Below are 25,075 nucleotides of genomic sequence, written 5' to 3' on the forward strand. Positions count from 1 at the left end.
GCATGAGCCACACCGAACTCGCCAGCCAGCATTGCCAGCCACGGAAAGGCAAGGAGCACGCGCTGGACGCAACGCAGGTCACGGCGTTGTTGCAGCAGTTACCGGGGTGGCAGTTGAGCGCCGACCACAAGGCCATCGTCAAAGATTTCAAATTTGCCGACTTCCACCGCACCCTGGGCTTTATCAATGCGGTGGGGTTCATGGCCAACCATGAAGACCATCACCCCGACATCGAGGCGGGTTATGGCCATTGTCATTTGCTGTGGTCGACCCATGATGTGGGCGGCCTGTCTTTGAATGACTTCATTTGTGCCGCCCGCGTCGAGACTTTGCTCGCGCATTGAGCATGAGCCTGCGTCGTTGCTTCGCCGCGGCCGGCTTGGTGTTGGCAATGGCTGTTTTGCTAGGGGCCATTCAGTCGCTGTCGGCCTGGATGACCCGCGCCCAGCTGCAGCAAGATGCGGCGCATACGCTGGAAACCTTGCGCCGCGGCCAGCCGTTATGGCGTTGGCAGCTGCGTCAGCCGGCCGACCTGATCGCTGGCCGCGCCTTCGGCTCGGCCAGGGTGACGCAAGACGGTGATCAGCTTCGCATCACCAGCCTCGATGGCAGCCCTTATGATCTTGGCCTGCCCCTGGCGCAACCCATCGACCTGGCCCATTGGCCGCTGCTGCATCTACATATTGAAAGTAGCGCACCCGGCCAGTTGGGGCTGATATGGCAAGCGAATAATCAGAGCACCTGCCTGAACGCCGATGCGGCCAAGCTGTCCACCGGCGTCCAGAACCTCACCATCGACCTACGCCAATGGCATCCGGATGGAGCCTGCTCCTCGCCCGGCGTCACCCAGCTGTTACGGCTGCGCCCGCAGCTGCCGGCGGGATCATGGCTACGCCTTGGCATGGCCGAATTGCGCGCCGCTACCGCCCCGTCGATACCTGACGCCCATGACGTCGGCAGCAGCTTCACGCTGGCGAATGACCCGGCGGAAGCACAAGCGCAAATCGCAGCATGGGGCAAAAACAGCCACCCGCCGGCCGTTCCATGGGTCCGCCTACCCAGTGAGGCACCCGCAGAAACCCTGTTGGCGTTGCGCGATCGGCTGCGCCCCCTCTGGCCTGCAGCGCTGATACTGCCGGCCAGCGCCACACTCAGCGAAAGTGTCCGCCAGCCACTCCCTGCCTGGATCGGCTGGGCATGTTGCGGCGGCTACTTGCTGTTGCTAGGCCTTTTTGCCCTGAGAAAATCCATAACGATCAAGCGATCGCCCAGCGGCAAACCATGGCTGGACCTGGTGCTAATCCTCGCCGCCCCTTTATGGCTGATCGCCGGGCTGCAATGGGGACTACATCTTTCGGTCCCTGGCGTCATCGCCTTTGCCGCTGCGCTGGTCTATGCCCTGCACAGCGAATGGCGGCAACGGCCGTGGTCTTGGCAATGGCTGGGACGCCGCGGCAGCGACTGGCTTTGGCCACTGGCCCTGTTGCCCGTCGCGGCAGGGCTTTGCCTGGTCTTCGGCCACCATTGGGTTTGGCCAGGGCTACGCCATGTCCTGACCTACCTCGCCTGGGCCTGCCTGCAGCAATGGCTGATGCTGGTGGTAGTGCAGCGGCGGCTGCAGCAGATGCGCTTAGCGCCGATGGCTCAAATGCTGGTTATCGCCAGCCTGTTTGCCTTGCTGCACACCCCCAATGGCGCCCTGATGCAGCTATGCCTGCTGGCTGAGCTGTGGTGGGCCTGGTGCTTTTTGCGTTCGCGCTGCCTGCTTCCGATCGCACTTGCCCATGCCAGCTGCGCACTACTGGTCGAAAGCGGGCTTACTGGCAGCCTCGTTCGATCCCTAGAAATCAGTGCGCGATTTTTCCTGTAGGTAGCGCAGCCTTTTTCCTTTCACAGCAAGGACATCCAGGAAATCCTTCAAGTCGTCTGGCAGAGGCGCGGAGAAGCTATACGCGCGGCCGTCCAGCTCGAAGCTCATATGCGACGCACGCAAAAACAGCCGCTGCAGCCCCATATCGCGAAAACGCTTATTCATCTCGCGATCGCCGTATTTGGGATCGCCGGCCAGCGGATGACCGACATGCGCGGCATGTACACGAATCTGGTGGGTGCGCCCGGTACCCAGCGTCGCATGCATTAAACGGGCACTCGGATATTGCTCGGCCTCGCGGAAAAAAGTGAGCGATGGCTTGCCGTTATCGGCAACTCTTACCATCCGTTCTCCGCCCTGCATGACCGATTTCAACAGCGGCGCGTTGACGTCGAACTTGGCCTTGGACGGGTGCCCCACCATCAAGCACAGATATTGCTTGGTCACCGTACCGGCGCGAATTTCGGCTTGTAGCCCGATCAATCCAGCCCGGGTGCGAGCAAAGACCAGCACACCACTGGTATCGCGATCGAGCCGATGCACCAGCTCAAGGTGCTCGTTGGGGCGCGCGGCACGCAACAGCTCGATCGCGCCATGGCTGACCCCGCTACCGCCGTGACTGGCGATGCCGGCCGGCTTATCGATCACCAAGAAATGCTTGTCTTCAAAGATCACCGCGTCGGCTACCGAGGCCATCATGCCGCTCGGCGGCCCTTGCTCGGGCGGGCGCTCGGCTACCCGAACGGGTGGAATACGCAGCATATCGCCGGCGACCAGACGGGTATCCGGCTTGGCTCGCTTACCGTTGACCCGCACCTGACCGGTGCGAAGAATCCGGTAAATCATGCTTTTTGGCACACCTTTGAGCAGGGTCATCAACGCATTATCTATGCGTTGACCGTCCCGCTCGGGGCCAATCTCTACTTGACGCACTCCGTGAGGTGCATCGTGGGAAGTTACCGTCTGCATTGAAAAAAACCTGGCGAAATAGGATACTCGGCCGGCGCTACGCCCTGCCCGTATAAGTTCGGATGGGGCGGGATGCCCGCCCGCGACGTCGGCGAGGATAGCGCCGGAAGCCTCTGTGGCAACCGGTCGCTGCTCCCTTTCATCGTAACGGTTCGGATTGTCGTTTGTCTGGTATCAATGGGTACTGGGACGGCAGGCGCAATGCCACGAATAACCCCGACACCAGAAAACGGTGCCGTACTATGCCGCTTTACCGCAGCGGCGCAATCCTCGGCAGGCCGCCCCAATGGCGCCACCGCGGCACGCGACGCGCGGCAAGCCGAGGAAAAACTACAATGAAACGCATGTTGATCAACGCAACTCAGCGTGAAGAGTTGCGTGTGGCCATTGTCGATGGCCAAACCCTTTACGATCTCGATATTGAAATACCCTCTCGCGAACAGAAAAAAGCCAATATTTACAAAGGCCGAATCACTCGCGTCGAAGCTTCTCTCGAAGCCTGCTTCATCGATTACGGTGCTGAACGCCACGGCTTTCTCCCGCTGAAGGAAATCGCCCGCGAGTACTTCACCGCAGGCCTGGACCCCAACAAAGCCAACATCCGCGAACTGCTCAAAGAAGGGCAGGAAGTGGTCGTTCAGGTTGAGAAAGAGGAACGCGGCAACAAAGGCGCCGCGTTAACCACCTTCATCAGCCTGGCCGGTCGCTACATGGTGCTGATGCCGAACAACCCCAAAGCAGGCGGCGTCTCCCGTCGCATTGAGGGTGAAGACCGGCAGGCGCTCAAAGAAGCACTCGACCACCTGGCCGTACCCGACGATGTCGGTCTGATCGTACGCACCGCAGGCATGGGCCGCGATGCCGAAGAACTGCAATGGGACCTGGATTACCTACTGCAACTGTGGAAATCGATTTCCGCGGCGGCCGGCTCACAGAAAGCGCCGTTCCTGATTTATCAGGAGTCGAAGCTGTTCATCCGTGCCCTGCGCGACTACCTGCGCAACGATATTGGTGAAATCCTGATCGACGAGGAGTCACTGTACAACGACGCCCGTGAATTCGTTCAGCAGGTCATGCCGAACGCGCTGCGCAAGCTGAAGCTGTACAAAGACGATACTCCGCTGTTTTCGCGTTACCAAATCGAAACCCAGATCGAGAGCGCGTTTGATCGTCAGGTTCGCCTGCCCTCCGGCGGCTCGATCGTTATCGACCAAACCGAAGCGCTGACCGCGGTCGACGTCAACTCGTCGAAAGCGACCAAGGGTGGCGACATCGAAGAAACTGCCTTCAATACGAACTGTGAGGCGGCCGTCGAGCTGGCCCGCCAGTTGCGTATCCGCGATGCCGGCGGCCTGATCGTGATCGACTTCATCGACATGGACAGCCCCAAGCATCAGCGTGAAGTCGAAGAGCGCCTGAAAGACGCCCTGAAGCTGGACCGCGCCCGCGTGCAGGTTGGCCGCATCTCGCGTTTCGGCCTGTTGGAAATGTCCCGCCAGCGGCTGCGCCCTTCCCTGGGCGAAGCCACTGAAATCGTCTGCCCCCGCTGCGAAGGCCATGGCCATATTCGCGGGGTGGAGTCGCTGTCGCTATCGACGCTGCGACTGATCGAAGAACACGCCATGAAGGACAACACCGGGCAGGTGCTGGTACAGGCCCCGCCGGCGGTGGCGAACTTCATGCTCAACGAAAAACGCGCCAGCGTGGTCGAGATCGAGCTGCGTAATAAAGTGCATGTCGTCATCGTTGCGGACGACAAGCTCGAAACGCCGCATATCGAGATCCAGCGCATCCGCGAAGCCGACATGGGCGAGCACAGCAAGCCCAGCTACGAGCGTCTCACGGCGGTAGAAGCCGCCGCCGTACCGAAGATGGGACAGGCCCTGGGCAGCAGTGAACAACCCGCCGTCAGCGGCATTGTTCCGGCCACCCCGGCCCCGGTGCGTGAAGAAACCGCCACCACGGCAACGGCAACGCAGACGGCCCCGCGCCGCTCGGCGGCGGCGCCTGCGCCCAGTGGCGGCGTCATATCGCGCTTGCTTGGCTGGTTCCGTGGCAGCGCCACCCCAGAGGTCGCCGCCCCTGCCCCGACCACCAGCCGTCGCGAAGAATCGAGCTCGAATGCCCGCGGCAACCGCCGTGACGATCGAGGTCGCCCATCGCAAGGCAATGCGGGACGTCAGTCGTCGCGTCGCGAGCAGCAGCCTGCGCAGCAGCAAGCATCTAGCTCGGCCAAGGCCGCGCAACCGTCCTCGAAGAACCCACGTCAACGCGGCAATGAACAGGCTCAGCAGCGCCAGCAGCAACCTGGCAACACCAAGCAAGAGCGCCAGCCCAAAGCAGCTATCGCCGTTGTCGCTGAAAATGCAGCGATGCCGAACGAGCGCAAGCAACCAGCGCAGCAGCAGCCCAAGCAAGAACGCGCGCCTCGTCCGGCACCAAGCGAGCGTCCCGCCGCGGCGCTGCCTGCCGAGGCAGCGAAAGAAGCCCAGGTAGCAAAGCCGTTGGTGGTCGAAAACGGCGCTCCCGAGACCGATACCGTGATGGAAAGCGAGGGTGCGCAGTCGCGTCGCCGTCGCGGCCGTCGCGGTGGCCGTCGTCGTCGTCGCCAAGAAGACGGTACGCCGGAGCAGTTGAACAACGGCGTGCAGCAAGACGTCAATACCGGTGGCGCTGATCTGGATGACGAGGATCGTGACCAACAGGCCAACGCGCAGAATCATGCTGCCGCCAAGGCCCGGCAGGTCACCGAATCGGCAAGCCCGGTCGCAAACGTGGCCGCTGCCGCCACTATCGCCACCGGCGCTATCGTCGGTGCGGTAGCCACCGAGGCAACCCGTAGCCCGGCAGCTGCCGAGCCGGCAAAGCCGTCGCCGTTAACCACGCCGTGGCAGCCAACGCCATCGGCCGTGGAACATGTTCAGACCGAGCGTGCCGATACGGATCGTCCCGCGATGCCTGAACGGGCGCCGCTTGTCGCACCGCCTGAAGTCAGCACCCCGGCGCCCGCCCCGGTCACGTTCAACCTGCCGGTATTGCCACCGATTCCGGTGATGCCCGTGGCTGAAGAAGTGCATGAACAGGTCGCGACTCCAGTCGTGCAGCCCGTCGTCACAGCGGCCGTCATCGCCCCGGTTCAGGCTGCCGAGGTTGAAGTGACGCCGCTAGCTCATGTCGTGCACTTGCCCGACATCTCGGCCGCGCCATCGCCATCGCCATCGCCATCGCCATCGCCTACGACGGAAACGGAAGCCCCGGTGATTCAAACCCCGGTTGCCGTTATCAGCCATGTAGGGACCGAGGTCGCTAGCGAACCGGTTGCGGTTGTTCAAAAGGAAGCCGAGCCAAAACATCATGTTGAGCCGACGCCTCCCAGCGAAATCCCTGAGCCAGCCAAGCTGGTGGCCGACGCGAGCCCGGTAGCTACGCCGAGCGAGGCTGCGCCCGCCGTCGAGCCCCCTGCACCGTCGACCATCCTGCCGAAACAGGGCGACTTGCTGGCACCGCCGCATGTAGAGCCGCAGGTTATCGAGCATGCTCCGGCCCATACGACGGATGACAGCGCCATCGATGAGCACAGAGCGGACCACAAGGGCGCTTAATCGCGCACCTCGTCTTATCTCGATGTGTAAAACAAAAAGCCGGACTTTAAGTCCGGCTTTTTTTATGCGTCAACGCCGATGATCTTATGGGCGATGACCTAATCGGCGATGATCCAATGGGCGATGGGCTAACGGGCTACCGGGCTAATTGCCGACGCGATTGTTATGCGAATCGAGCAGGCCGTGTACCGTCATCAAATGCGCCAGACTGACCAAATGATCGACTTGGAGTTTCTCCATCAATCGTTGCTTATACGTCGATACCGTTTTGGGGCTAAGGCTTAGTTGCTCACCGATTGAAGTCAACGGCTTGCCGCGAACCAGCATCATCGCCACTTCCAATTCGCGGCTGGACAACGCGTCGAACGGCGATTGCTCGCCATCCAGCGTCGACAACGCCAGCTGTTGTGCAACCGCAGGCGCGAGATAACGCCGCCCCTTGGCGACCTGCCGTACCGCATTCAACAATTCTTCCGAATTGCAGCCCTTGGTCAAATAACCAAAAGCACCAGCCTCCAGCAGCCGCTTTGGAAAACGCGCATCGTCAACGATGGTCACGATAATAATGCGCGTCTTCATTTGCTTGGAACGATCGACACGCTCGGTAAGCTCAATGCCGCTCATGCCCGGCATATGTACGTCGACCAGCGCGATATCGGGCTTCTGCGTGCGAATCAGCGTCAGCCCTTCCTCGGCTGTCCCCGCTTCTCCGCTCACACACATATCCGGCTGTTGCTGCAGGATCATTCTGAAGCCGGTTCGCACTAATTCGTGATCGTCGATTAGAACGAGATTGATCACGTTGCTCCCTCCCTGGGTAAGGTACGTCGAACTTAGGCCGTGCGCCCTGTCATTGCAAGTATCAACCGAGGGCGTTTTCATGGCGAAACATACACTCAATGAATGACATACCGTAGGGCGATGGTGAAGACACCCGTGCGCAACTTATCGCACGGCAGCACACTGCCAACGCGGCGACACATGTTAATATGCGCGTTCGCATCGCGACGGCATGCACAAATGGCATGTCCAAGCCCATCCGCCCGGATGGCGAAATTGGTAGACGCAAGGGACTTAAAATCCCTCACCCGCAAGGGTATGCCGGTTCGATTCCGGCTCCGGGCACCATAATTTTCAGCAACTTAGATATAAATCGCGGCACGACGTCATTTTAATTGACCTGCTCGACGCCCGTTTTGACATCCAGCGAATACCGCCCTCTGCCACCAAATATTTCCCGTGGCCAGATATCTGTGCAGGTTAATGACTCCACCTGCCGTTGATAGCGTTTAAGCATCAACACTGACAACCATGACTTAGCTCCGTGCGGCACAGGCGCACGATGCGACTGACCTCCAACTCACACATCAGCGTGGCGAGCGAGTCAGCCTTGCCAACAGTAGACCGGCGAGCGATGCACCCTGGACTGCATCCTTCACGATGCGAAGTCACCTTGGCGATGTACGTCTCAGCACAAGAAACGGAGCGTTATTAACCGCCGGCGTCGATATGGTTGATGCAGGGAAAGGCGATCGCGTTTCTCGATTTCAACCATAGCCAATCAAGGGATTCATCATGTCCAAAGAAGACGACAACAAAGCCATCGTCGGGCGCTGGTTCACCGAGTTCTGGGGTGAAATCTACGACCCTGCCGTGGTGGACGATCTGGCAGCGCCCAATATGCTTTTGCACTATTCGCTGCATGAGCCGCGGCGTGGCCATGCAGACATCAAGGCATTCATGGCCGACTTCCGTGCCGCGTTCCCGAACCTGGCCTTCGCCGGCGCTGCCGATCTGATTGCTGAGGGTGATTATGTGGTCGGACGCTGGATCGGCGGCGGCACACACCATGGCCCAGCGTTCAGTGACTTCCTCATCGGCTCGCTGCCGGCGGCAACAGGACGGACGATGCGATTCACCGGGACCACCGTACTTCGTCTCGAGAATGGCAAGATCATGGAAGAAGTCGGCCTGGATGACGGCGTGACTGCCTTGCAACAACTGGGACTCATCCGCGCAGTCTGATCTACAACACAGGCCACGTTTGCGATCTAGCGATTGCGTTACGTGTAGCCAATGACAAGAAAAGGCCGGAATCTACCGGCCTTTTTTTAATCACGATATCGGCGGGCACACAAGCGACGATAGGTGGCCTCTTAACTTACAGCAAGCCCTCCAAGCGGCTACGCCTGAGCCCAAGATATCCATTCCAATCGCCACTTATTGCACCGGTCTGTCGATGCGCTGCTCTGATGAATCATTCGCGCGCCGATACCTAGCCATATAGACGTCTACTACGCGCATGGAGATGGCGCTTTTATCGGCATCGATGCGATCGAACCCCATCTCATGGCTAACCTCATAATCTTGAATGAACGTTTGTTTGCACGACGTGCTCCACTTGGCGCCGTTGCTCGCTGATGTGGAGGCTACAACGCGCGTCTCGCGAGCAGATCATGCTCTCGCCACCCATGGCGCCATGCATGGTCAAGCCAGCAAGTTATCGCGCGATGCATGCATCACTGGACGATATTCGCGGTGAGCATATGCATGGCTGCGCCTGCCATGACCATGCATTTATGCAGCCATCCATACTCGCAACTCGAAACTGCCAACTGCACCACAAGCATGCCGTGAGTGGCTTCACGTAGTCGCGATTGGATTGACAAGATGGCCGTGCTAGCGTCCGTGGCACAGGTGCGCCGAGCACCGAAGGGGATGCAGAATCATGCGACAGAATGGGTTTGTCCGCCGCTGCCTGCTCTTGGCAGGCTTGTCGACCGCGTTAAGTCTGGGGGTCGGCACGGCTATTGCCGCCGACGCCAATGGCAATTTCACTATAGGTTCACGCAATGTCGCCGTCGCCGATCCCAGCGTACCGCGACCGCAGGGTAAACCTTGCGTCGTTGAATTGTTTCGCGATGTGACATTTACCGATTTCAACACCCGACCTTTTTCCTACGCACCACCGACCGATTGCAACGATGAGCGCGAATCGGCCAACGGGCACGCCGCAAAGCACTGGGCAAAAGTCGTGCTCGAGGCGGACTTCTCGGTAACCGCCGGACGTCAGTACGATCGCACCGCCACGCTGTGGCTGGGTGGCGTCAATCTATACTTCGGCACCACCCAGGAACCCTCCGCCGCGGTTGCCCCGAGTTGGCACGTAGAACGTGACCTCACCGATTACAGTGCGCTGTTTCGCTCAGCCCAGCATGGTCAGGCCATCATCGGCAATGTCGTCAACAGCACCTATACTGGGGTCATCCATGGCAGCGCGCGATTGCTGTTCTATCGGGATGGACCAAAGCATCAGCAAGACAATCGAACCTCCGCACCGGATGCGATCTACCCACTGGGTGCCGATCCCGTCGGCAGCACAACGACACTGAATGGCCCTGGCGACAAGTTGGCCAAGACACTGAGATTGCCACGCAACGTCGAGCGAGCCTTTGTCGATGTGTTCGCCCAGAGCCAGGGTGGCGATGAGTTCTGGTACACCTGCGTGCCGGATGCGTACGCACAACAGGTACAAGATTGCGGCGGCGGCAATTTCCGCGAAGCCGAGGTCAGCATCGACGGCCAGGCAGCGGGTGTCGTGCCAGTGTATCCGTGGATCTACACCGGCGGCATCGACCCGTACTTGTGGCGACCGACCCCCGGCGTGCAAACACTCAACTTCATGCCGTATCGCGTCGATCTGACCCCCTTCGTTGGCCAGCTCAGCGACGGCACGCCGCACGAGGTGGCAATCAGTGTGGCCGGTGCGCACAATTATTTCTCTGCCACGGCGGCGCTGCTGGTGTATCAAGACAAGGGCAAGCGGCAAGTCACCGGCAAGATCACCCGCAATACGCTAGCTCAACAGTCGCCCACGCCAACCATCAACAGCACCCTGACCAACGATGGCAAGGGAAATATCAGCGGCGACATCACCACCGGCTTGAAGCGCCAATTCACCATCGAGGGGTATGCCGATACCTCTCGCGGTCGCGTGACGACCCTGGTCGATCAAACGGTCACGTTCAACAACAGGCAAAGCTTCAACATCAATGCATTGGCCATCGTTCGCCCGTCAAATACTACGCCGAGCACATCGACTATCCACTGTATGTGGACTACAACCAACAAACCGCCGCGGATGGCAGCAGCACCGCGGCCACCCAAGTGCAGCTGGACTACAACAAGACCATTGGGCTTAGCGAATCCAGCGGCAGCTACCAATGGGCCGATGTCCATAACGATGTCATGACGGCCGACACACTCGCATTCGACAAAAGCGGCAATCTCACCGGTCACACCGGTCAAGGCAGCCACCAGAGTTTCGATTTCCGTAACTCACAAGGCGACTGCTATCAGGCCAATGTCGCCAGTCAGGACGGCATGTTGTCGTCTTTCAATCAAGGCTCAGGCTGCCCCAATCATCAAGATCACGCGGCGTGGTACACCCATCCGGACGGTTCGCCGGATAGCCGTCTATGGTTCGGCAGCGCCGCTGGCCCAGCCAACTAACTGCATTTGAACCCACCGCCTGCACCGGGCGGTGGGTTCTGCTGCGGGTCAGTCTTCGCTTCGATGAGCACGCTGAGCCGGTAGAAATCACTCACCATGCACGCGACGATCTACAACGGCTCAAAGAGAACGGGCAACCAACGCAAGCCACTCCTCGAAGGACGTCGCAGGCCAGTTATTGCCGACGTTGAGCCGCGAAGATTCGTAGGGCCGTGGGCTACCGCCGTACCAGTTGAACCACCCCTGGCCCGGAACATACGCCAGCGGGACGTCAAATTCCTTGATCACAAAGTGCGTGCCTGCGGGGAAGTCACTCGATATGGGCAGCCTGGGCTTGTTCATCGGCGTACTAAGTCATCCAGTCATCAGATCGACCATTTGCATATTCGAAAGGCCGATCAAAACCCGTCGTATGGCGAGGTACAAACAACGCAACCGGCCAGCACCTTAATGCGATGGCTGCGCCCCACTCCGGGGGAACCTGGTGATCGCCTGCAGCGCGGCACCCTCCAGTGAATTCACGATTTCATCAATGGCCGGGCTGACGGCAGCGGTGTCTTGCCGCGAGGCCAGCAACTCCGGTAGAAGCATGGCAACGATATAGGCCTGGGGAAACCGGCTACGCATGGCTGCGAGCAAGGCGTCGCCGCCCTGCTCGGCATTCGATTCGGCGCTGACCAGGTAAAGCATGGAGACGGCATTCGGCGTCAGGTCGGGGTGTGGCTCTGCATCGAAAGCGGCAAAATCCTCGCTGGAAAGATGGCGTGCATCAATTTGCAGATCCCGCAGAATGCGGGTGAGAATTTCCGCGGCCAAGTCATCGGCTGCGGATGCGAGACCCACACATAACACCACCGATCCAGGAGCTACCGCTAACGGACCTTGCCAACGTCCAGCCACATCCTCGCGTTGCTGACGCAAACGGCGGGCGATGCTTGTTTCATCGAGAACCGACGCCCGGCGATACCAGCGGGACCACTTGCGCCCATCGCCGCTGAGTTTTTCAACCACGGTCACGATGACATTTCGAACGCCGGCCTGCTGTTCGCGGCGAATAGCTCCCTGCGCCAGATCCATCCGCGCAAGCTGCAAGGCCGGAAGTAATACGGCGTCGCAATAGGCAGCGAATGATTTGCGCTTCAGGTAAGTACGCGCCTCGATGAGGATCTCATCGGAGTCGCCGGAAAGCGCACGCTGGTAAAACCGCTGCGGCATCGTCAGCGCAGGCGTATCGCCCAACAGGATGCTTAGAATATCCAGCGCCTTGACGTGCCGCCCGGCAACGACCAGGCACAACGTCAGCGGCGTCGACATGATCAATCCGATCGGCCCCCACAGCCAGCTCCAGAAAATCGCCGCGACGACCACCGCCAACGGCGACAAGCCGGTGGTATGTCCATAAAGAAAAGGCTCCACCAACTGCGACACAACGGTTTCAACCACGACGTAGAGCGTCAGTGTCATGAGCAGCAGCGACCAGCCGGGGACCACCGCCGCCGCAAACAGTGCGGCAAGCACCGCGACCATCCAGACACCCACATACGGCACAAACCGCAGCACCATGGTAAGGGTAGCCCAAAGCGGAGCGTACGGAAGCCCAATCAAAGTCAGCCCGGCCCAAATAGCCGCCCCAACACCGAAATTGACCGAGAACGTCGAGACGAAAAAGCGCGATAGCCGCTCACCCGCGTCATTGATCGCCGCCGTCGTAGCACGCAGGTCCTTGCCACCCGCCAGGCGGATGAAGCGATCGCGCAGAGACTCATGCTCCAGCAGCACGAAAACCAGCACCACCAGCACAATGCCCGCGGTCTGCAAGGGAATCCACGCGGTAGAGAAGATGCGAGTGATTACCGCCATCGGGGTAGCCGTTGCAGGCGTTTGTGTCAGCGACGCATTGGCCGCAGAGGCTACCGGGCTCGACAACGCACCGGCCGGCACCGTAGCTGAGTCGCTACTCCGATCCAGCGGCAGGCTCATGACCTTGCCAACCTCCCCTTGCATCGCCTCCATCCGGCCAATCGTCATGCTGCGCACGATCTGCACCTTGGCGTGAACGGTCGCCTCGTACTGCGGCAGGCTTCGCGCCATATGAACGATCTGCGAGCCGATAACCGTCGCCAGCCCGGTGATGACAACGGCCAGGGCCAGTACCGCAATCAGCACCGAAGACGTGTGCCCCAGGCCGATACGCCGGTACCAACGAATCCATGGCGCCATCAGCAGGCTAAGAAAAAGCGCCAGCGCGATCGGCACCAGCACTTCCCTGCTGAAGTACAACAGGGCCAACACCGCGACAGCCGCGATAATCGTGATCGCGCGTTGATTGGACGAGGCAGCGGGCAGCTCAGGAGATTCTAAAGACATGGGATGACCCCTTCATCCTTTTGACTTGACGCGAGTGATCCGGCGAAGGCCGCAACAAAGCCCCCAGGCCCGCAAGAGCATACATGCGTGGATCGCCCCTTCGTTACAGTCATTCGTTGCCAGGCAACGGCAGCGCCGCTGCGGCCCGAATCAGCCATGCCAGGCCCTGAGTACAGCGAGACAGCCTCAACTAAGCCAGCTGCCCCAGAGCATAGCCGATCAATACATCGCGCCCTGACCAGGGTTCCGATCACCCTTTCGCATCGGTGCCCAGATCAGCCAGCGCAAAACCAGGATGCCGAAGCGGCGCGGCTCATGGCCAGAAGGCTGCAATCACCAGCACCGAATCCAAAGAGAGGGCTTGCCACTGGCAAAGAAGCCAAATAGTTGCGGCCGCCAATAGCGCCACCTATGGCCTTCAATGACCGGGCTTGCGATCACTCGGCTTGCGATTACTCGATCACCTTATCCATATTTTTGTCGAACAGATCGGTGTCACGATCGCTGGTCATGTCGTAAAGGTTGTAGCGCCGATTAAGGCGCGCGCCGCCGTCGCGAAGCAGCGGCTGCCACATGAAGGTCGCCGTGTTGCGGCTGGAACGTGGCAACAGCAGATCGAATGGAATAGAGACATAAATGCCCTTGTCGAAGCTGCCCTCGCCAGTCGCCTGACCGGACTTGTTAGTCAACGTCATATAGGCGCCTATCTTGGTGCCGTTGGCAAACCCGCGCGAAAAATCCACCGTCACGCCGACATCGCCGGCGAGGTAACGGCCAGCGCTCAGTGCCAGGGTGATGTCTTGAATGCCGGTATTCATATACAGCGAGGCCTGGCCGACCACGATGTGATAATTGCGCAAGGCAAAGTTCTGCCGGAAACCGCGTTGGCGAACCCAGTTCACGTCCATGCCCAGCGCCCAGCGCTCGCCGAATGGCCGGTATAGCACCTCGCCACCGACACCTGCATACATGGTCTCCAGCATGCCGGCATAGGCCATGCTGTACAGGCTCGGCCCCAGTTGATGCGTACCGGTAAGTTGAAAGTTCGGCATGACCACGTCAGAGCTGGTCAGGTACTCGCGTACATTGGTACGCACGCGTGGCAGCAAACTCGGCGCGGTGTAAGTGAACTTGTTGTAGTTGTTGAGCAGGTTGACGCTGAGCTGGCCATCCCACCACAGGTTCGGAGTGAAGTGGTAACTGGCGTTGCCATCAGCCGTCAACTGGTAAAGCACGAAGGCGTTCGGGCCACCCAGGCTTTGCTTGTAACCGACCGCAACGCCGGCATCGAACTTCTTCGGCGTGGTCGTGTAAAGCGTCTGCTCCGGTTGAGTGCTCGGCGCATCCTGTTCGATGCTGCGCTTGAACGCGGCCGTATCGATGCGCTGGTCCAGCAACTCGACGAAGCGCGGCCGATGCAAGGTGTACTCGGTCATCGGTAGACCATAACTTTCGCTGGCTATGGTGAACCAGTCGAAACTGTCGTCCAGCCGATTGTCGAGGATGCGCGCCGTGCGCCCCATCGCCTTGGCTGGATAGAAATAGCGTTGCTGCTCGCCATGGATGATCAAATCCGAACCGCGCCGGCCAATGCTGTGCACAGCGATACCGGCATTGCTATACAAGGTACGGCTCAGCTCGGCCCAGTCCACTTGCTCGGGTGGTTTGGGCTGTGGCGGCTGGGGCTGCGGCGTACTGGCCGCGGCCACCGGGGCTGGCGCAGCCGACGTTTGCATATGCAAGGGTTCTGGCTGCGGATCCATGGTTTTCACCGGCGCCTTGTGCTGGGCCAGGTTCGCATGCAGGCTCAGCGAAGCCATGACCGTCGTGCCGCGCTCATAACCCAGCGTGAAGTCCACGTTGTGATTGATCCGGAACAGCGCGCCCACGTTTACCGGGGTGCGCTGCTCCAGATTCTTTTTACCCGCCTCATGCTGATAGTTGTTGCCATCCACTTCCAGCTTCAGGCGCAGCCAATCCAACGGGGTTTGGTATTCCACACCACCGAACAAGGCGGTCGGACCACGAAAATAATTGAAGACGTTGAACTCACCGCCCAGCGTGTTGGTATTGCCAGGCCGGGTATTGAACCTGCTGGAGACAAAGGCCAGCGGATTACCGAGATTGCCGCGTCCACCGACGTTGCCCCAACCAAGGCCAAGACTCAAATCGAGCGGACCCAAACGCTTGCTGGCGACGACATATTCACCACTGAACCGGCCGGGGCCGGCGATATCGCGGCCACCGACGGAGACCGACGGCCAATAGCGCGTTTCGTCCCACAATCGAAACTTCATGTCGATCGACTTCGACTTCAACGACTGATGGCCGCTCAGCGCCAGCGAGCCGTACAGCTCATTGCTGATGTCGGAATAACGAAAAGTAACCTCTACCCACTTCAATGGCTGCAAGGTGACGTTGTAGCGCGTATAGGGATAAACACGACTTGTGTTGAACGTCAGCTCGCCCTCGTCAGCCATGCGTGCGCTCGGCATCTGCAGCAGGCCAATGCCGCCAAAATCGTCGTCCGTATATCTTGGTGCGTCCTGCGCCCGCAAAGCACCGCTGATCGACGCCGCCAGCAGCATTCCGATCGGCACCACCATCCGGCGGCGCAATCGCCAAGATGGCGAGCGCGCCACGATCCATCGCTCGATAAGCCCGCCCGGCGCACCGATCACTTCGGCACCTCGGCGTCGCTCGCCGCCTGCGTGGCTAGAAACTCGGCGAGTTCGCGATTGAAGGCCCCGTCTGTCACCCAGCGGATCACCCGCTGATCAAGCGGCACATAGATGATCGCGCCCGGTGCCAACACGATCGGTGGGCTGCGATTCCACAAGGCGATACCCAGCTCGGAGACCTGGCCATCCGGCTGGATCACATACAGCAGGTCGCGGTCCGCGGCCTTGGACGGCGGACAATCGGCCAGGTAGTCGCGCGCCGCCTTCAAACCGACCTGCGGCAAGGCGCATGCATGCGCCAGCGCACCGACCACGCGCACCATGCCGGGACGCTTCACATAGCTCAGCTGATCGCCGTCATCCAGTGGAAAATTGTCGGCATCGCTGACCGAGAGCTGCGCCGGATCGAGCGTGTGCACACGACGGCGTCCGGTCACCGGCATGCGTTGCAACCAATCGTGCAACGAGCGGCTGGAGCCGGCCATGGCGTCATCGCCCTGGGTTGACGCCTGTTGACGAATCATTCCCAGTTCAAACAGCAACCCCGCCTGCAAACGCCGCTGCGGTAGCAAGAGCGAGCGCTGCGACCACACCGCGCCGATCGCGTAGACGTCGGGCTTCACTTGCGCCGCCTTGACGGCATCGGCAAGCCGCGGCGAACCGGCCAGCTCGTGCACGCCCGGGCCGGCGACTTCGCCACTCACCGTCACCCGGATCTGCGCCTGTATCGGCAACGACACACAAAGGCACAACAGCAGCCAGCACGCCCTCACGATTGCGGCTCGCCATAAGGACGCAACTGGGTCAGCTCCAGCACCAGGCCGGGCGCCACATACTGGCGACTCTTCCAGACAAAGCCGTCGACCGGGTCCACCCAATAGCGATTCACCACATCGAAGCCCGCCTCGGCTGAGCGAACGCGCTCATCAATGCGGCGCAAACGATGCACGGTGCCGAGGATCGTGACGTTTTCAATCGCCTTAGGTTGCATCTGCGCGCGCGCTGTCACGCCATAACGATAATCGGGCGACCAGTCCATGACTCGGCTGTATTCCAGCGGCTCCCGCACATGCTGTAGACCGGCCGCGAAAGGATCCTGATCCGGCAGCTGTACGGCATCCAGGTTCTGGGTCAGGCCAAGCGTCTTCACCAGCAATCCGTTGCGCAGGAAAACCGCCTGGCCATCGGCACCGTACCAACCCAGCCATGCGCCCTGCACACTCGCCAGAATCAGAATCGCCTCGCCGTCATGACTGGACACCTGCAACTGAAAGTACGGCTGGGCGGCAACTGAGGCAGCCGTCGGATGCACCGTGGCATGACGATGGATCGCCAGCTTTACCGCCTCCATGCTGCCCGACGAGACCGAGGTGCAACCACTGGTCAGCACGGCAAGCAGACATCCCACGGCGAACAGGCTTCGCCAGCCACGTATAGATTCCATGGGCCGGCTCACGGTATGTCCAAAGCACGCCTGGTGTCGGGTGGCAAGGCACGGCCTGACATCGGGCTGATCGCCAGCGAGAGCCGCAAGACAACGCCTGGCGGCTGCATGGCATGAACCCTTTGCGCGGTGTCGGCAGGCACCTGGGTTGTATCAGCACCGGTGTACCGATGCAGCCTCGAACAACACTCAGCTGACGCGCGCAGAGAACTCGCAGCACCCGCTACGCTCAGATCCGCTAGCGGCGCCCACCTCATGACTGCACGCATCAATTGCTATTACCGAGGAAGTTGATCTTTGCGGTGGATGCGTTGCTAAGCAAACCCGACAGCGGCAGTAACTGCTCCAGGAAGCGATTCCAGCGAGTCACGCCGGCAGGCCCCACGAACACCACGTCACCCGGGCGCACCGCAAACTGCGATGCCATGGCAAATGCCGACGGCGACTGCGCATTCAGTTGGTAAATCAGTGCCGGCTCTTTCTCCATGTCCTCGACACCGCGGATCACATAAACCGCCTTGCCCTTGGAGGTAACCTCATTGAGGCCACCGGCACGACCGATCGCCTGGGTCAGGCTTAAATTGGTCGTCTTGAAAGGAATCGCCATCTGCCGCACCACTTCGCCGACGACATAGACTTCCTTGCGATCGTTATAGGGCAAGAAGATCTGGTCGCCCGCTTTCAGCCAGATATCGTCGAGCCCATGCGGCACGCGAGCGAGCGCATCCAGGTCAAGATGAAATTCATGACCATCGCGACTTAGCACCAGCCCGGATAAATCGGCCTGCTCGGTGTTGATCTGCGCCAATCCGATCGCTTGCGATAGCGACAAGGGCATCACCGTGATCGGCTGCGGCTCGGTCTTCAGAAACGCACCGCGCAAGGTAATCCGCTGACTGCCATAACTGATGACGCTGAGATCGACCTGCGGACTTTCCACATACTTGGCCAGCTTCTCGGTAATCGCAGTGCGCAATTCCTCGATCGACATACCCTCCGCTTTCAGCAGCCCTACATAGGGATAAAACAGCGTGCCGTCGGCCCGAACCAGGCGTCCGTTTGCGCTCGGCTGCTGTTGCGGGCCGGCCGGAGAAGTCAGTTCGGGATGCTCCCACACCGTAATGTAGAGGGAGTCACCCACGCCAATGCGGTAGGGTTTTGGCTTGAACGCCAACAGCTCGGGCGGCAGCGTCACCGGCACCTCGGTGGCCTTGTCCATCGCCAGCAACTTGGGGGTGATCTGTACCAGCTGATAGTGAGCGGCTTCGGTCGATCCCTCCTGCCAAAAGCGCTCGGTGTGCATCTGTTGACCGGGAGCTAGCACGCAGGCATGCAGGGCCAGGCCGGCAAATACGATACTCAATGCCCGCACAGTTTTCTTCACGTATAAAACCTTTCAAGCTCGAGCGCTGCCATGGCAGCGACACGATCCCCCTTCCGGCCCCCTACCGATGGTGATCGACAAAATGATGACTCTGGCCAGACTTATAGTCAGCCAGCGACAGTGAAACACCCGTCACGCAACGGGTGTTTACACAAACCATGCAGCCGTCAGTGGCCGGTGCCGGTCGTACCGGTACCTGTGCCGGTACCCGTCCCGGTGCCCGTCCCAGCCGTACCCGCCGCTACCGCTGCGGCTGCGGCACCTGGGCCCGTTTGCGGTCTCTTCAAGCTACCCTGAGCACGCGCCTTAGCTTGCGCGGGCGTTGCCACTTGTGCCGGCGTCGCAGCGACAGCTTGCGCTGAATTCTGGCTATTGGCGTCTGCTGCCGGTGTTGGCGCGACGGCCTGCGCAAAAGCCTGTCCGGCCATAGCCAGGGTGAAAGCCCCCATCACGAGAATTTTCATGTCTATCTATCCACATTAGGTAGGAGTCAACATCGCCGGAGGCTAGCAGAGTTAAACAACAACGCCCACCCTCTGATTGAATGCGAACTCAATAATATGAACTTCAGCACTCATGCCCGTCGGATATATAAAGTGAAAGTGAATATTTCGCCGCAGCGATTGTGATCGAATCAACAGAATCAGATCACTGAATTAAAGCCACCATTCATATTATTCATGTGCAACCGCTGGCAGCATGCTATCTATCGGCGCACAGCGCCCAAGATGGTCATCAGCATCCATCTGGCAGGCGCTATCTCAGCTCAGCGCTGGCCGTATGGAAGCAAGCCTGGATGAGGATGCAACACGCATCCACGAGGCTCGATACGCAGGCAGAACATGGGCGCACGCAAGACATGAATGAGGCTTTATACCGGTAGCATCGAGTATGTCTTTGATCTGTGAACCCTGATCAAGCTGAAATGATCAAGGGATACCCAAGCGAGAGATTGTCCGCACGGATGCACTGCCTGACTGATGCACCTATGTCGTTCGGCCATCTATTCAATCGCGATGATTTCAGTCGCAATGAGCAACAAATTCTGAACATAAAATTGAACCATTGCCACGCCGATCAAGCTCGCACAGTTGATCGCCAAAATGAGACTTTCATTCGATTGATCGAGATGCACCCATGGTATGGTTTCGCAGCAATATCAACCCAAGCCAACCTCATAAGAACCACAAAACAAACGATTGGCCAATCACTCAATGAGTATATGTGCTGACACAATATTGTCAGATAATCACTTGTACTTTTAAGAATTTATAATTCACCCCACAGATACAGCAGTTTATGCAGAGTAACCACCTTCACTCATTTGCAGGAAGTGATGCCAATGCCGTCAATACGCTATTGATGTAATGGCCCACATGGACATCGGTCCATACAGATGAACTGCCTCACGTTTTGTCGCCTAACCAGGGGGTAACAAAGCTATACGGGACAGCAATATGCTGGACGCGAGAATACTGTCAGCGTGCGTCATGACCTTGGCAACATCGGCCTTTGGCATAAATGTGTTGCGTAAATGCGCCGATGCGTTAGGTCTGATCGACAAACCCAACGAACGAAAACTGCATATCGGTAGCGTGCCGTTGATCGGCGGCTTGGCGATATTCATGGCCGTACTGAATGGCACCGTGTATTACGGGGACCTCGGCGAGTTCACGCAAAAACTGCTCGGCACGGCCACCGTGCTGGCGATCTTGGGTGCGCTGGATGATCGTGACGATCTAAGCGTACGTTCGCGGCTATTCGTGCAAACCGTGGCGATACTCACCATGATCGCCAGCACCGGTATTTACGTGCATAGACTTGGCCATGTTTTCGGCACCGAGGTGGATCTGGGCTGGGCCGGGATACCGGTAACGGTCATCGCCGTCATCGGCTTACTGAACGCCTTCAACATGATGGATGGTATTGATGGATTGGCGGGCGGGCTCAGCTTGATGAGCATTGGCAGTATCTTCCTGTTCAATAATCAGATCGGCTTGCAGGGTGTCACCGTACTTGTGCTGCTGCTTGCGGTGGCGATGCTGCCTTTCATGCTGACCAATCTCGGCCTGCTCGGGCGAAAGATCTTCATGGGCGATGCCGGCAGCATGGTCTTGGGTTACTTACTGGCTTGGACCCTGATTCAGCTGAGCCAGGGTGCGCAGCCGACCATGTCCTCTAGCGATGTGCTGTGGTGCGTGGCACTACCGGTGTTCGATACGCTGGCCGTGATGTACCGCCGTATGCGCGAAGGAGCATCGCCCTTCCGCCCAGATCGTGGACATATTCATCACATGCTGATGCGGGCAGGTCTTGGCCCCCGCCGCACTTTGCTGGCACTGTTGATGCTGGCAGGCGGCTTTACCTTTATCGGCAATCTCACCCACAAGCTCGGGCCAGGCGTCAATTTCATTGTGTTCGGCGGCCTGTCGATCATCTATACCGTGACGATGGCACGCGTATGGAATATGCAAACCAAGACCAGCCACGAGCCGATCACTCTACGGAGCACAACCTGATTGCGCCGGCTTGGTTGCGTATGTCAATGCGCGATGAAATGCGCCACCGGGGCTCGCTCGACTATCATCTTGTCGTAGGAGCCCATGTGGCGTTGCAGTGATCTGGAAGAAAATGCGCGTCTGCCGCAGCAGCATCAACATAGCAAGGGCGACGGATTGACATGCTCCCGCCCGCGTACTTCTATGATCGGTGCTATCCCACGGCTCAAGCACTGTTAATGGCCATCGTCGGCCTTTTGCTTGTGATAAAGCGGCGGCAGAAAACCGGCCTCGCCTTTTTGAGCGTGGGATTCTTGTGGCTCGTCGCCTGCACCACACCCGCCTTCGTCGCTTGGCTTAACCGTGGGCTAGAGCATCAATTCCCGCAACGCGACGTCGCGATGTATCCGCAGGCGGACGTCATTGTCGTCATCGGCGGGGATGGTTTTCCCGGCGATGAAAGTGATTGGAATAACGACCAGGGCGATGCCGCACAAACCCGCGTAGGCTTTGGCTATCTGCTCTACAAGGCCGGCAAGGCGCCGGTGATTGTGCTTTCCGCCGGACAAGGTGGCGCATTACGTATGTCGGCCATGCTGCAACAGCATGGCGTGCCGTCTTCTGCGATACGTATCGAAAGCCGTAGCAATAACACCTACGAAAACGCCATCTTTTCGTCGCACATCCTCGACCAAGAGGGCTTGCGGCGGATTCTGCTGGTGACCTCTGCAGCGCATATGCCCAGGGCGGCGGCGGCCTTCAGCAAGCAAGGCCTGGAGGTTATTCCCGCGCCCGCACGCAATGGCCTGCCCCTCGACATTCTCGCCGCGGATGCAGCCTGGCGACCGCAGCGCCTGATGCTTTGGCGCAGCCATCAAGCGTTCCATGAATACATCGGCTTCTGGGTATACAAGCTTTGTGGCCGGGCCTAGTACACGGATGACAACGCCAACCTCAAGATGAAACCCTGCCACGGAACTGAATAGCCGTGCCGTTGGCCGTGCGATGAACTGCACTGTCGAGCCGATTGTTGTATTCGAAACTGGTCGCATCCAGCTGCAAACTGCCACTGCCTACTTGCAGGCCCTTGCCCGCGCCCAGAAACGTCGTGGTCGCGGCTCGCCCGGCCGCGAACCGGGTGGTGTGCGTCACGGTGTTACCTGAAATGATGACCGCATCGATATGCCCGGCCGTATCGGCAGACTCTTCGGCCGAGAAACCAATACAGGTCCCGTAAATATCCTGAAAAGTATTGCCGGCACATACCAGCCCGTGCACACCGAGCACACCAATAACCCCAAGCTGCGGATGAATACCGCTGAAGGTATTGCCGGTAATCACGGCGTTGATGGCGTTGGCGCTGGTCGCCGAGGCAACACTACCAAGCCGGATCGCATCGCCGCCGGCGCCCGAGCCCGGCGGCGAATGCTCGAATACGCAGCGACTGATCTGCGTGCCATTCAACCCATTCACTGCAATATCGGTACGCACCGAATTGAGAAAGTGACAGTTGAGAACGGTGAGGTTGTCGGCCGGATCAACCGCGGTCTTGGGTTTTGAGGCACAGGCAATGCCCCAGTAACAGTTATCGAACTGGCAACCGCTGACCAGCCAGTCATGCATGTTGCGACTGGTTTGGTAGACATTGTGGAACGTGATGCCGGCGGTATTCACCGAATCGATATTGCGGAAGGTGCAATTGCGGATCTCGATGTTGCGATAAACGCTCCAGTCGTGGTCCGGCTCAAAATCGATACCACCAACGGATGCCGAGAGCTTGGCGTTGCCGATGTTTTGGAAGATGCAGTTGCTTACGATCAAGCCATCGCAATCGATGATCGACAAACCATTGCGATTATTCTTGACGACACCATCGAACAGACAATCTTGCACGCTGACCTGCTGATTGTAGCGCTGAGTCTTGTGCAGCGTTCCCGACCCGACATACATGCCATCGCCGCGAAAACCATAGAAGGTCACCTGCTGCACTTTCATGTCGGAAGTCGCATTGACCGCCAGCAGGTAATAAAACGGCTGATATCCGAATTCAGCCACCCGGCCGTTGAGCTTCAGATGATGGATCGAGATATGGCGCATATTGTCCGCAGCGTTAGCGGTACCGCCATCACCGACATAGGTCGCCAATAGATACTGGCAAGCCAGGCTGCCGTCGTAGGCCTTCAATTCGCTCGACGGACCGGCGCCATAGAACTCAACGTCCGATTTCAGGTTCAGTTGCTTGGTCAGATAGACGCCAGGCGGCACAAATACCTTGTTTCCGGCGTTGATCGCCGACTGGATCCCGCTGGTGCAGTCGTACCGGCTGGTACCCGCGCGAATGGCGGCGTGCTCCTCCTTGGGCAAAAAATCCAATACGCTTACTTGCTTTTGCATTTTGATCACCTCATGGAGTCTGTCGGAGGTATGCCTTTCAACCCACGTGTTTCGGTGATGGCCCGATCGAGCTCACCGGCTTAACTCTGGAGAGCGACCGCTGTATACCGTCGAACGCTCGCCCTGATGCACTTCGGTCTGCGCGATCGGAACCGCCCCCATACGCTGATAAAACTTGTGTGCCGGCCCGAGTGCCGCGCCGACAACGATCTTGAATTCCGCAACACCCTTGCTTTGGAAGAACTGGGCCAGCCGTTGATAAAGCGCCGCCGCCATATCCCGCCCGCGGCAGGCAGGGTCGAGCGCAATGCTCAACAACTCGGCGCGAGGCCACGACGACGCTTGAGCGTGGCCCCGGCTATAGCGAAGAATCTCGATGATCCGCCACACCCTCCGTGGCGATAACACGGATGGCAGCAACGCCAGCGCCAGGCGTGGCGCGTGCCGCAGCATGCGGCGATAAACCGGCCCCATGCCCATGCTGCCGGCAACAAAGCCGACGACGCGATCATCGCTCTCTACCGTCAACAGCACACTGTCCTCGCCTTCGTCGATCGCCTGATACAACAGCGACAAGAACCCTACGCCCAGGCTTGAAAGAAAGCCTTGGTCGATATTGGCGATATGAAGCTCCGCCACGCGACGATAGATTTCACGCTTGCTCATCGCCTCTGCATCCGCATCAGGTTCCGAACACTTCGGCCAAACCCATCGGCGGCGGCGGTAGGTTGCCGAAGACCCTCCACACGATCGACGACTTCGGCAGCAGCACCACCCAGACGGTCAGTACGATCAACAGAAAATACGTATGCAATCCTTGATTGGCGACGTACCATTCCTCCAGCGCCCCCTTATACGGCGCAATCACTTCGTCGTAATAGCGCTCCTGCTGCTGATGCTCATGCATCAGGTTTTCCTCATCGCGGAACACGATGGAGCCAATGCCGGACAAGCCCGGCCGCACCTTGACGATCTGATCCTGCACCAGTGCCGGAAAGGCGTCGAAGCAGCGCTGCGTCTGGGGCCGCGGACCGATGACACTCATATCGCCCTTGAGGATATTGAGCAGTTGCGGCAACTCATTGAGCTTGGTCTTACGCAGAAATTTTCCCATCGGCAGAACGCGTGGGTCGCCCTTTACCGTAATCGTCCCCGTGCCTATGTTCGGACTGTTCTTGAGCATGGTGGCGAACTTGATCAGGCCAAAGGATTGCCCGTGTCGCCCCACCCGTTTTTGTATGAAGAAAATTTCACCCTCGCCGGTGAAGCGCAACAGCAGCATTACTGGAAACAACAGCGGCGACAGCAGCAACAACGCCAGCGCAGAGAAAAACACGTCAAAGAAACGCTGCAT

Annotated in this window: 20 protein-coding genes and 1 tRNA gene; 10 read left to right on the plus strand and 11 right to left on the minus strand. The window is 59.1% G+C overall.

All coding sequences use genetic code 11. The features are described 5' to 3' along the window. Positions 1-2 precede the first annotated feature (2 nt). Entirely contained in the window at positions 3-344 is a 342-nt protein-coding gene (locus OUZ52_RS07635; protein ID WP_266157790.1) for a 4a-hydroxytetrahydrobiopterin dehydratase, read from the plus strand. A 2-nt stretch (positions 345-346) separates the two neighbouring features. Continuing rightward, complete coding sequence (locus OUZ52_RS07640; RefSeq protein WP_266157791.1) at positions 347-1,870, plus strand: CPBP family glutamic-type intramembrane protease; 1,524 nt, start codon at positions 347-349, stop codon at positions 1,868-1,870. On the opposite strand, the gene OUZ52_RS07645 is transcribed toward OUZ52_RS07640, so the two are convergent. Continuing rightward, positions 1,841-2,839, minus strand: coding sequence for an RluA family pseudouridine synthase (locus OUZ52_RS07645; RefSeq protein ID WP_266157792.1), 999 nt, complete (start codon positions 2,837-2,839; stop codon positions 1,841-1,843). The two genes, OUZ52_RS07640 and OUZ52_RS07645, sit on opposite strands and share 30 nt — an antisense overlap. Before the next feature lie 201 nt (positions 2,840-3,040). Between OUZ52_RS07645 and OUZ52_RS07650 the strand changes: the two genes are divergently transcribed. Then, complete coding sequence (locus tag OUZ52_RS07650) at positions 3,041-3,178, plus strand: hypothetical protein (protein ID WP_266157793.1); 138 nt, start codon at positions 3,041-3,043, stop codon at positions 3,176-3,178. Further along, positions 3,175-6,441, plus strand: a complete 3,267-nt coding sequence (locus OUZ52_RS07655) for an Rne/Rng family ribonuclease (RefSeq protein WP_266157794.1) — start codon at positions 3,175-3,177, stop codon at positions 6,439-6,441. Before OUZ52_RS07650 ends, OUZ52_RS07655 begins: the two co-directional genes overlap by 4 nt. Before the next feature lie 144 nt (positions 6,442-6,585). Here the strand turns inward: OUZ52_RS07655 and OUZ52_RS07660 are convergent, their stop codons facing one another. Then, positions 6,586-7,242, minus strand: coding sequence for a response regulator (locus tag OUZ52_RS07660; RefSeq protein WP_266157795.1), 657 nt, complete (start codon positions 7,240-7,242; stop codon positions 6,586-6,588). Positions 7,243-7,482: 240 nt separating this feature from the next. Between OUZ52_RS07660 and OUZ52_RS07665 the strand changes: the two genes are divergently transcribed. The 4 genes from OUZ52_RS07665 (at position 7,483) to OUZ52_RS07680 (ending at position 10,953) form a co-directional block, all read left to right on the plus strand. Beyond that, a tRNA-Leu gene (locus tag OUZ52_RS07665) sits at positions 7,483-7,569 on the plus strand. Positions 7,570-8,016: 447 nt separating this feature from the next. Continuing rightward, positions 8,017-8,466: an ester cyclase gene (locus tag OUZ52_RS07670; RefSeq protein WP_266157796.1), complete on the plus strand. Its 450-nt coding sequence runs from the start codon at positions 8,017-8,019 to the stop codon at positions 8,464-8,466. A 703-nt stretch (positions 8,467-9,169) separates the two neighbouring features. Next, complete coding sequence (locus OUZ52_RS07675; RefSeq protein ID WP_266157797.1) at positions 9,170-10,693, plus strand: peptide-N4-asparagine amidase; 1,524 nt, start codon at positions 9,170-9,172, stop codon at positions 10,691-10,693. Beyond that, positions 10,690-10,953 (plus strand): hypothetical protein, encoded by a 264-nt coding sequence (locus OUZ52_RS07680; protein WP_266157798.1) that lies wholly within the window; start codon positions 10,690-10,692, stop codon positions 10,951-10,953. The genes OUZ52_RS07675 and OUZ52_RS07680 overlap by 4 nt, the downstream gene beginning before the upstream one ends. Before the next feature lie 447 nt (positions 10,954-11,400). Here OUZ52_RS07680 and OUZ52_RS07685 read toward each other — a convergent pair whose 3' ends face one another. From OUZ52_RS07685 to OUZ52_RS07710, 6 genes are all read right to left on the minus strand, one after another. Beyond that, positions 11,401-13,320: an AI-2E family transporter gene (locus OUZ52_RS07685; protein WP_266157799.1), complete on the minus strand. Its 1,920-nt coding sequence runs from the start codon at positions 13,318-13,320 to the stop codon at positions 11,401-11,403. A 452-nt stretch (positions 13,321-13,772) separates the two neighbouring features. After that, a complete protein-coding gene (locus OUZ52_RS07690) occupies positions 13,773-16,001 on the minus strand; it encodes a YjbH domain-containing protein (protein ID WP_266157800.1) in 2,229 nt (742 codons plus the stop codon). Next, positions 15,998-16,741, minus strand: coding sequence for a capsule biosynthesis GfcC family protein (locus tag OUZ52_RS07695; RefSeq protein WP_266157801.1), 744 nt, complete (start codon positions 16,739-16,741; stop codon positions 15,998-16,000). Before OUZ52_RS07695 ends, OUZ52_RS07690 begins: the two co-directional genes overlap by 4 nt. A 29-nt stretch (positions 16,742-16,770) precedes the next feature. After that, complete coding sequence (locus tag OUZ52_RS07700; protein WP_266157802.1) at positions 16,771-17,445, minus strand: YjbF family lipoprotein; 675 nt, start codon at positions 17,443-17,445, stop codon at positions 16,771-16,773. A gap of 268 nt (positions 17,446-17,713) precedes the next feature. Then, positions 17,714-18,829 (minus strand): polysaccharide biosynthesis/export family protein, encoded by a 1,116-nt coding sequence (locus OUZ52_RS07705; protein ID WP_266157803.1) that lies wholly within the window; start codon positions 18,827-18,829, stop codon positions 17,714-17,716. A 167-nt stretch (positions 18,830-18,996) separates the two neighbouring features. Beyond that, a complete protein-coding gene (locus tag OUZ52_RS07710) occupies positions 18,997-19,293 on the minus strand; it encodes a hypothetical protein (protein ID WP_266157804.1) in 297 nt (98 codons plus the stop codon). 1,059 nt (positions 19,294-20,352) lie between these two features. Between OUZ52_RS07710 and OUZ52_RS07715 the strand changes: the two genes are divergently transcribed. Continuing rightward, positions 20,353-21,348 (plus strand): undecaprenyl/decaprenyl-phosphate alpha-N-acetylglucosaminyl 1-phosphate transferase, encoded by a 996-nt coding sequence (locus OUZ52_RS07715; RefSeq protein WP_266157805.1) that lies wholly within the window; start codon positions 20,353-20,355, stop codon positions 21,346-21,348. A gap of 284 nt (positions 21,349-21,632) precedes the next feature. Further along, the gene (locus OUZ52_RS07720) at positions 21,633-22,259 is read left to right on the plus strand and encodes a YdcF family protein (protein ID WP_266157824.1); all 627 of its coding nucleotides are present in this window, start codon (positions 21,633-21,635) and stop codon (positions 22,257-22,259) included. Positions 22,260-22,281: 22 nt separating this feature from the next. On the opposite strand, the gene OUZ52_RS07725 is transcribed toward OUZ52_RS07720, so the two are convergent. From OUZ52_RS07725 to OUZ52_RS07735, 3 genes are all read right to left on the minus strand, one after another. Then, positions 22,282-23,721, minus strand: a complete 1,440-nt coding sequence (locus OUZ52_RS07725) for a glycosyl hydrolase family 28-related protein (protein ID WP_266157806.1) — start codon at positions 23,719-23,721, stop codon at positions 22,282-22,284. A gap of 72 nt (positions 23,722-23,793) precedes the next feature. Then, positions 23,794-24,387, minus strand: a complete 594-nt coding sequence (locus OUZ52_RS07730) for a GNAT family N-acetyltransferase (protein WP_266157807.1) — start codon at positions 24,385-24,387, stop codon at positions 23,794-23,796. A 16-nt stretch (positions 24,388-24,403) separates the two neighbouring features. After that, entirely contained in the window at positions 24,404-25,075 is a 672-nt protein-coding gene (locus OUZ52_RS07735; RefSeq protein ID WP_266157808.1) for a sugar transferase, read from the minus strand.

It is taken from the genome of Dyella silvatica, from assembly GCF_026283955.1.
GTDB classification, from domain to species: domain Bacteria; phylum Pseudomonadota; class Gammaproteobacteria; order Xanthomonadales; family Rhodanobacteraceae; genus Dyella_C; species Dyella_C silvatica.

Bases quoted from the DNA above. Each gene is read 5' to 3' on its own strand.
- OUZ52_RS07635 (WP_266157790.1), top strand. From the start codon at position 3: ATGAGCCACACCGAACTCGCCAGCCAGCATTGCCAGCCACGGAAAGGC.
- OUZ52_RS07640 (WP_266157791.1), top strand. From the start codon at position 347: ATGAGCCTGCGTCGTTGCTTCGCCGCGGCCGGCTTGGTGTTGGCAATG.
- OUZ52_RS07645 (WP_266157792.1), bottom strand. From the start codon at position 2,839: ATGCAGACGGTAACTTCCCACGATGCACCTCACGGAGTGCGTCAAGTA.
- OUZ52_RS07650 (WP_266157793.1), top strand. From the start codon at position 3,041: ATGCCACGAATAACCCCGACACCAGAAAACGGTGCCGTACTATGCCGC.
- OUZ52_RS07655 (WP_266157794.1), top strand. From the start codon at position 3,175: ATGAAACGCATGTTGATCAACGCAACTCAGCGTGAAGAGTTGCGTGTG.
- OUZ52_RS07670 (WP_266157796.1), top strand. From the start codon at position 8,017: ATGTCCAAAGAAGACGACAACAAAGCCATCGTCGGGCGCTGGTTCACC.
- OUZ52_RS07675 (WP_266157797.1), top strand. From the start codon at position 9,170: ATGCGACAGAATGGGTTTGTCCGCCGCTGCCTGCTCTTGGCAGGCTTG.
- OUZ52_RS07680 (WP_266157798.1), top strand. From the start codon at position 10,690: ATGACGGCCGACACACTCGCATTCGACAAAAGCGGCAATCTCACCGGT.
- OUZ52_RS07685 (WP_266157799.1), bottom strand. From the start codon at position 13,320: ATGTCTTTAGAATCTCCTGAGCTGCCCGCTGCCTCGTCCAATCAACGC.
- OUZ52_RS07700 (WP_266157802.1), bottom strand. From the start codon at position 17,445: ATGGAATCTATACGTGGCTGGCGAAGCCTGTTCGCCGTGGGATGTCTG.
- OUZ52_RS07710 (WP_266157804.1), bottom strand. From the start codon at position 19,293: ATGAAAATTCTCGTGATGGGGGCTTTCACCCTGGCTATGGCCGGACAG.
- OUZ52_RS07725 (WP_266157806.1), bottom strand. From the start codon at position 23,721: ATGCAAAAGCAAGTAAGCGTATTGGATTTTTTGCCCAAGGAGGAGCAC.
- OUZ52_RS07730 (WP_266157807.1), bottom strand. From the start codon at position 24,387: ATGAGCAAGCGTGAAATCTATCGTCGCGTGGCGGAGCTTCATATCGCC.
- OUZ52_RS07735 (WP_266157808.1), bottom strand. From the start codon at position 25,075: ATGCAGCGTTTCTTTGACGTGTTTTTCTCTGCGCTGGCGTTGTTGCTG.